Annotated in this window: 7 protein-coding genes and 1 pseudogene; 4 read left to right on the top strand and 4 right to left on the bottom strand. The window is 69.7% G+C overall.

All coding sequences use genetic code 11. From position 1 onward, the window contains the following. From AB1578_07415 to AB1578_07400, 4 genes and pseudogenes are all read right to left on the bottom strand, one after another. Positions 1-557: trimeric intracellular cation channel family protein (locus AB1578_07415; GenBank protein MEW6487726.1), on the bottom strand; the 557-nt coding region annotated here is incomplete at its 3' end. A gap of 223 nt (positions 558-780) precedes the next feature. Continuing rightward, a complete protein-coding gene (locus AB1578_07410) occupies positions 781-1,077 on the bottom strand; it encodes a type II toxin-antitoxin system RelE/ParE family toxin (protein ID MEW6487725.1) in 297 nt (98 codons plus the stop codon). Between the two features lie 4 nt (positions 1,078-1,081). Then, entirely contained in the window at positions 1,082-1,351 is a 270-nt protein-coding gene (locus AB1578_07405) for a type II toxin-antitoxin system Phd/YefM family antitoxin (protein MEW6487724.1), read from the bottom strand. A 59-nt stretch (positions 1,352-1,410) separates the two neighbouring features. Next, positions 1,411-2,228, bottom strand: a pseudogene (locus AB1578_07400) (type I restriction-modification enzyme R subunit C-terminal domain-containing protein). 388 nt (positions 2,229-2,616) lie between these two features. Between AB1578_07400 and AB1578_07395 the strand changes: the two are divergent. The 4 genes from AB1578_07395 (at position 2,617) to fusA (ending at position 6,352) form a co-directional block, all read left to right on the top strand. Beyond that, on the top strand, positions 2,617-3,069 hold the full coding sequence (locus AB1578_07395; GenBank protein ID MEW6487723.1) for a hypothetical protein: 453 nt from the start codon (positions 2,617-2,619) through the stop codon (positions 3,067-3,069). Positions 3,070-3,359: 290 nt separating this feature from the next. Next, positions 3,360-3,731: a 30S ribosomal protein S12 gene (gene rpsL / locus AB1578_07390; protein MEW6487722.1), complete on the top strand. Its 372-nt coding sequence runs from the start codon at positions 3,360-3,362 to the stop codon at positions 3,729-3,731. Positions 3,732-3,776: 45 nt separating this feature from the next. After that, positions 3,777-4,253, top strand: a complete 477-nt coding sequence (rpsG, locus tag AB1578_07385; GenBank protein ID MEW6487721.1) for a 30S ribosomal protein S7 — start codon at positions 3,777-3,779, stop codon at positions 4,251-4,253. 35 nt (positions 4,254-4,288) lie between these two features. After that, positions 4,289-6,352 (top strand): elongation factor G, encoded by a 2,064-nt coding sequence (gene fusA / locus AB1578_07380; GenBank protein MEW6487720.1) that lies wholly within the window; start codon positions 4,289-4,291, stop codon positions 6,350-6,352. Positions 6,353-6,382: the final 30 nt, after the last annotated feature.

Below are 6,382 nucleotides of genomic sequence, written 5' to 3'. Positions count from 1 at the left end.
AGCCGCAGCGCCGCCGCCGTCGCGAACCCGACTCCGAACGCCGCCGTGTCTGGCACCCCCACGGCCCGCAACGCCAGGCACACGACGATCCCGGCGATCGCCGCCGTCGCGTAGATCTCTCTTTGCAGGACCAGCGGCACCCGCGCCGTGATGACGTCTCGCAGGATGCCGCCGGTCACGCCGGTCATGGTGCCCATGAGCACCACGATGAGAGGAGAGTGCTGCGCCGTCAACGCCAGGTGGGCGCCCGACATGGCAAAGAGCGCCAATCCCAGCGCATCGGCCACCAAGAACGAGATCCCCGGCAGCGGCCGGAAGCGCAGATAGGCGATCGTGGCCGCCGTGGCCGCGAGGATGACGGCGAGGTACCCGGTGTCGACGATCCAGAAGATGGGATGACGGTTCAGCAGAAGGTCCCGGAGCGTTCCGCCCCCGATCGCCGTCAGCATCGCAACGACCACGATCCCGAACAGATCGAGATCCCGATCCCGGGCTGCCATCACGCCGCTGGCGGCGAAGACCGCCACGCCTGCGAGATCCAGAGAGTACAGAAGCACGGGAACCTCCCCAAGGTCAGGGGTTCGAGATCACCGCGTATAAGGGCAAGATCAAGGGCTTCTCACGCAAAGACGCAAAGGGAAAGGCAGGTACGGAAGGGCCTCTTCTTGCAAGAAACAACAGACGCGGCGTTCCCTCGTCCTTCTCCACAAGCGCTCCTTGCCCTTCTTTGCGTCTTTGCGCCTTTGCGTGAGCCGCTCTTGTGGGGTGCTCTCCTCGGATTCACGGCAGCTTCAACAGCCGCTCGCTTCGCCACACGCGGACCACCCGCACGCGATCGGGGTCCCGGCGGTAGACGATGCGGAAGGGCGGGTGGATGAGCTCGCGCAGAAAGGGTTGGCTGAGCTCCGGGGCGATCCGGCCGCGGTCCGGGTGGACCTCGAGGGCTTCGATTCGCGCCATGAGTTCCGCCACGAACCGCTGGCCGACCTCGGGGACGCCCCGCTCGCTGTACCAGCGAAGCACGTCCTCGGGGTCCCGAAGGGCCGATTCCGCGAGGCGGACGACCGTCTTGGGCACAGCGCTACTTCACCCCCAAACGGGCCTTGGCGTCGGCCAGGGAGTGCTCTCGGCCTTCCTCCAGATCCGCGAAGCCTTCCACCACCGCCCGCAGGAACGCGCGCTCCTCCTGCTCCTTCTCGTACTCCGCCACGGACTGGACCACCGCCACGCCGCGGCCGCGGCTGGTGAGGAGCACGGGTCGGCGGGACTCGGCCACGTGCTTCACCACCCGGCCCGGGTTCACCTTAAGATCGGTCAGGGGGATCACGTCTTCGGAGAAACGGGTGTTCATCAGCGCCTCCCAAGAGACCAGTCTATGGGTCGCAGGATAGCACCTGTCGAGGGCCGCACCTAGCCGGCCCGAGCGCTGGATCCACCATGCAGCGCGGTCTCCAATTCCCCCAGTGCAGCGAGGTAGCGCTCCCGTCCGCCGAAGCAGCGGACGATCTCCACGGGTGTGCCGAACCGGTCCAGGGGCTGCACCTTGAGGACGCTCAGGTCCTCCACGTTCTCGATCCCCTCGTCCGCGTACTTGTCCAGCAGCGCCTCCAGGACCTCCCGGGCCTTGGCACCGTGCCGGGCGAAGACGTCACGCTTCCGGACCTGCTCGGCCCGCCCCCGCCGAGTGACCGGCGGCCGGTCGAACGCCACGTGGCACACGAGGTCGAAGGGGTCGAACTCCTTGCCCACTTCCTCGGCCAGGGCCTCGAGCAGGACCCCATGCTCCGCGAGCTCCTCGATGACCGCGGCCTTGCGCTCAGCCTGGGTCCAGCGACGCAGGAAGTCGTCCAGGGAGGCGAACTCCTGGCGCACGGTCTTCTCGGTTTAGTCCCGGAGGGACTCGGTGATGAGCTTACCCGCTCGGCGATGACCCAGACGGGCACGTCCTGGAGGTAGTACTTGACGCGCTTGCCTCCGGTCGGAGGATCAGGCGGAACGATCGGTGGCCAGGGGGGCTCGGAGCCCACCAGGCGCGAGCGCATGCGCTCGGCGTGGTCGATGTCTTCGCAGAAGACGATGGTCTTGTCGAAGCGGTCGGTGGCCTTGAGGAACTCGGTGAGCTTGCGGGCCACGAGCGCGGTGCGCTGCTCCAGCACGAGGGAGCGGTCGAAGTCGCGCTGGTTGTAGATGCGGTCCTCGATCTCGGCCCCGTACTTGTCCACTTTGCCACCTTGGGGTCCCGGACGCTGTGGAGGGGCGCAGGGTGCTGTCTCCGCAACGCGACAGCGCGGCGTGGGGGGCGGCGAGCCCCCGCCCCGGGCTCACCCCGCCGGATTGGCGCGGCGGCATGCCCTCGGGAGGACTTGGGGGGTGTATCCGGACGCCGACGCAACGCGACTCGGGGGCGTGGACGCGCCTCCACCCCTTCGGGTTCTTCGGGGGCCCCCCCGGGGCGAATTCTCCCGTGCCGTGCCGCCTCCCCGGCCCACGCGGCTCTTCCGGCCACCGGCGCGGGCTCCCCGGGGGCACGCGTCTTGCTGAGGCCGTGCCCTCCGAAGCCGGGGGGGCACGACCCGGCGCGGGCTGCTGCCGGCGCCGCACTGAAGGGAGATTCCGATGCAACGCACCCTGACCGTGAAACGCATTCTCTTCCTCCTGGCAACGGGCGTCGTGGCGGCCTTGCTCCTGGCGTTCATCGCCCGGGAGCCCGGCACCTCCCACGCCGAGCAGGCCCGTGCCGAGGAGAAGGCCGTGCTCCTGTCCCTGGAGATCCAGGGCCCTTCCTCCGTGAACGCGCGCTCGGCAGAGCGCTTTACCCTCGCGGCCCGGTACAGCGACGGCACGGTGGCCGACGTCACCGACCGGGCCGAGTGGAGCATCGACTCGCCTTACGCGGCGCTGGCCGGCGGCGTGCTCGCGGTGCGCGACCTGCCCGCCGACCAGGTGGCCACGGTCACCGCCTGGTTCACCGAAGGCCTCTCCTTCAAGGCGGCCCGCACCGTGGGGCTCTCGGCCAGTGAGCCTCGAACCGAGAAGCTCCAGGGGCCGACGGCCCGCGGCAGCACCTGACTCCACAAAGTCTCGAAAAAGACGCTTGCGTGGGGTGGGAGGGTGTGCTAGCCTCCCGCTTCTTCTTTGGGGAGCCCTGCTCCCCCGACGGTTCCTCTGCCCGGGCCGAAATGGGCATGAGCCGCTAGAGGGTCTCGCCGCATCGGCCCGCCGTTAGCCGTACCCGCACCTTTGGTGCCGCGGTCCCAGCGAACCCGAGACGGGCGTACCGGGAGCGTTCTTCCGGTAGTGGCCCCGTTGTTGTTGCCAACCGTCGTCGCCAACCGCAGTGGAGTGCGAGGAGAGTACCGATGCCCACGATCAATCAGCTCGTCCGCAAGGGCCGGGAGAAGGTCCGCAAGAAGACCAAGTCCCCTGCCATGGAGAGTTGTCCCCAGCGCCGGGGCGTGTGCACCCGCGTCTACACCACCACGCCCAAGAAGCCCAACTCCGCCCTGCGGAAGGTGGCCCGCGTTCGGCTCACCACCGGCAAGGAAGTGACGGTGTACATCCCCGGTGAGGGACACAACCTCCAGGAGCACTCGGTGGTCCTGGTGCGCGGCGGCCGCGTGAAGGACCTTCCGGGCGTGCGCTACCACATCGTCCGGGGCACCCTCGACTCGGTCGGGGTGCAGAGCCGCCGGCAGGCCCGCTCCAAGTACGGCGCCAAGAAGCCCAAGTAGACAGTAGGAGTCGCTGCCATGGCATTTCGCAAGAGGGAACCCCGCATCGTGCGCCCCGCGCCCGTCCGGGCTCGCAAGTTTCGGAAGGTCGCAGACCCCCGGCACGGCGACGAGATCCTCGGCAAGCTCATCAACAAGGTCATGTGGGACGGCAAGAAGAGCACTGCCGAGAGCATCGTTTACGGTGCCCTGGAGTTGGTGGAGACCAAGTCCAGCCAGGCGGGGCTCGAGGTGTTCCACACGGCTCTGGAGAACATCAAGCCGCTCCTCGAGGTCAAGTCCCGGCGGGTGGGGGGTTCCACCTACCAGGTGCCCATCGAGGTGAGCCCCAAGCGGCGACTCTCCCTGGGCATCCGGTGGCTCGTGGAGTACGCCCGAGCCCGGGGCGAGAAGACCATGCGGGAAAAGCTGGCCGGCGAGATCCTCGACGCCCAGCAGAACCGCGGGGGCGCGGTGAAGAAGCGGGAGGACACCCTGCGCATGGCCGAGGCCAACAAGGCCTTTGCCCACTTCCGCTGGTAGTGGGAGGCGTACTCGCCCCGACCCGCGAACGCCCGGTGGCTCGGTCTGCCCCCGCCGACCAGATTCGCAATATCGGGATTGCCGCCCACGTCGATGCCGGCAAGACCACCACCGTGGAGCGAATTCTTTCCCTGACGGGAGGGATGGGGCGGGCCGGAGGGTTTCTCGAGGGGGGAGGCACGCCGGACGGACCGGAAGGGGACCAGGAGCGGGAGATCACGATCACGGCGGCGGCCACTGCCTGTACCTGGCGGGGCTACCGAATCCACCTGATCGACACGCCCGGCCAGGCAGACCGTACACCCGAGGTGGACCGGAGCCTGCGAGTGCTGGACGGTGCGGTGGCCGTCTTGAGCGCCGTCGAAGGGGTGGAGCCCCAGGCGGAGGCGATCTGGCGGCAGGCCGATGAGCGCGGGGTGCCGCGCATCGCCTTTGTCAACAAGATGGACTGTGGGGGGGCCGACTTCTCCCGCGTGCTCGAGATGATGCGGGAGCGGCTGGGGGCGAAGCCTCTCGCGATGCAACTCCCGGTGGGGGCGGAGGCCGGGTTCCGGGGGGTGGTCGATCTGGTGGCCCGCCGGGCGCGACTGTGGGACCGGGAAGAGGAGGGCCCCGGGGGGGAGGACGGGCCGATTCCTGCCGAGCTGCACGCGCAGGCCGGCGCTGCCCGGGCAAGGCTCCTGGATGCCCTCGCCGAGGTCGACGAGGTCTTTCGCCGGGGGGGTGTGGCCGGGGAGGACCCGCCGGAAGAGGCGGTCCGAGCCGGGGTTCGGCGGGCTACCCTGGCGTGCCGGGGGGTGCCGGTGCTGTGCGGTTCGGCGTTCCGCAGCAAGGGGCTCGCAGCGCTCCTGGACGCGGTGGTGGACTACCTGCCCAGCCCCACGGACGTGCCGCCCCAGGTGGGGTACGACCTGGCGGGCAGCAGGGGGGTGGTTCGACGGCCGGACCCTCGGGAGCCCTTCGCGGCCCTGGTGTTCAAGGTGATGACCGACCCGTATGTCGGGCCGCTCACCTTCTTGCGAGTGTATTCGGGAGCGCTCCAGGCCGGGGCCTACGTGCTCAACCCCAGGCGGGGCAAGAGGGAGCGGGTCGGGCGCCTGCTCGAGATGCGCGCCACCGAACGGCGGGAGATCGAGGCCCTGGGTGCGGGGGGCGTGGGTGCCGCGGTAGGGCTCAAGAACACCGTGGCCGGCGATACCCTGTGCGATCCCGGCGCGCCCGTGGTGTTGGAGCTCTCGGAGCCGACCGAGCCGGTCCTCTCTGTGGCCCTGGAGCCGAAGACGCAGGCCGATCGGGAAAAACTCGCGGCGGGCCTGGCGCGTATGGCTTCGGAAGACCCGGCGCTTCTGGCCCGGATGGACGAGGAAACGGGGCGGGCGGTGCTCTCGGGGGGCAGCGAGCTGCACCTGGAGATCCTCGTGAATCGCCTCCTGCGGGAGTTTCAGGTGGGGGCCCAGGTGGAGGGGGTGGCGGTGGCGTACCGGGAGACGGTGTCCGCCGCAGCCCAGGCCGAGGGGCGCTTCGTTCGGCAGACGGGGGGGCGAGGCCACTATGGACACGTGGTCTTGCGGGTCGAGCCGGGCGACCCGGGGGAAGCTCTGGTCTTCGCGAGCGCCGCGAGCGCATCGCCCGTGCCCCGGGAGTACCTGCCCGCCGTCGAGAAGGGTGTGGCGGAGGGCCTGGAGCGGGGGCCGCTGGGCGGGTTTCCGGTGGTGGGCGTGCGCGTCACCGTGCTCGGGGGCTCCTGGCGCGAGGCCGAGAGCTCGGAGGTCGCCTTCCAGCTCGCGGCGTCCCAGGCGGTTCGGGAGGCGGTTCGAGCGGCGGCCCCGGTACTGCTGGAGCCGGTCATGGCGCTGGAAGTCGCGGTCCCGGGAGAGTTTCTCGGCGACGTCACGGCAGAGCTGGCGGCGCGGGGCGGCGCGATTCGCGGTACGGACCGGCGGGGGGGGGCCCAGGTGGTTTACGCCGACGTTCCCCTGGCGGCGCTGTTGGGCTACGGGAGGGTTCTTCGGGCCCGCACCCAGGGACGGGGCACCTTCGGGATGCGGTTTCGACAGTATCGCAGAGCCGTGGATGATGCGGGGTCTCCGGCGGCGTAACAGGAGAGCGGTTTTCGGCGAGAAGTCGAT

Source organism: Thermodesulfobacteriota bacterium (genome assembly GCA_040756475.1).
Classification (GTDB): domain Bacteria; phylum Desulfobacterota; class Deferrisomatia; order Deferrisomatales; family JACRMM01; genus JBFLZB01.
This window is presented reverse-complemented; position numbering and strand designations above follow the sequence as displayed.

What these genes read in the sequence shown, in the direction of transcription:
- rpsL (MEW6487722.1), top strand. Translation starts at nt 3,360, where the DNA reads ATGCCCACGATCAATCAGCTCGTCCGCAAGGGCCGGGAGAAGGTCCGC.
- AB1578_07395 (MEW6487723.1), top strand. Translation starts at nt 2,617, where the DNA reads ATGCAACGCACCCTGACCGTGAAACGCATTCTCTTCCTCCTGGCAACG.
- AB1578_07405 (MEW6487724.1), bottom strand. Translation starts at nt 1,351, where the DNA reads ATGAACACCCGTTTCTCCGAAGACGTGATCCCCCTGACCGATCTTAAG.